Here is a 544-nt window from a genome sequence, read left to right as displayed (position 1 = left end):
GCCTTTGGGCTCTTCAGGCAGTTTAGTGTAGCCGAACATCTGCTTGATGGTGGAAAACCAAACCGGTTTGTCAGGTTTGCCGTTCAAGAAGATTTGCGCTTTAGGGCCGTTGTGTTCGGTCAAGTTCATGCTGCAGTAATGACCGACTGCACTGTCGCTGATTCGTTGGGGCGTAGGCGGAGGAGTATTTTCCTCTTTGCTACAAGCAGATAAAGCAAGGATGGTGAATGCTGTAAATAATATTTTTCTCATATTTGTCTCTTTCCGAAAATCCAGGCGGCCAAGACCAAGGGAATGATAACCCATAATACCTGCGCCGTCAGCAAAACCGGCATAGTCAGGCTGATTTGATCGCTCAAACCGGCCATCCCTGCGTACATCGCGGTGTTTTCATAACCGGTCAGGTTGAGCAGACGGTAAATGTCGTAAGGATTGAACAAGAGAATGGTTTCTACAACAGGCGCGGTAATAACTTGTTCAGTATCGGCAACCAAAACACCCAAAAGCGCCATATCGAAAATCACCACAAAAAACAGCCATACGC

Annotated in this window: 1 protein-coding gene and 1 pseudogene; both read right to left on the bottom strand. The window is 47.2% G+C overall.

The window, feature by feature from the left end; genetic code table 11:
* Positions 1–252: nitrous oxide reductase accessory protein NosL (locus ACTHUR_RS17350; protein ID WP_440399952.1), on the bottom strand; the 252-nt coding region annotated here is incomplete at its 3' end.
* Positions 249–544 (bottom strand): annotated as a pseudogene (locus tag ACTHUR_RS17345) (ABC transporter permease); the annotation flags it as partial. The gene ACTHUR_RS17350 and the pseudogene ACTHUR_RS17345, both read right to left, overlap by 4 nt.

The organism is Neisseria sp. P0021.S007, assembly GCF_051956855.1.
The sequence above is the reverse complement of the archived record's forward strand: the minus strand, read 5'-3'. Positions and strand labels throughout refer to the sequence as shown.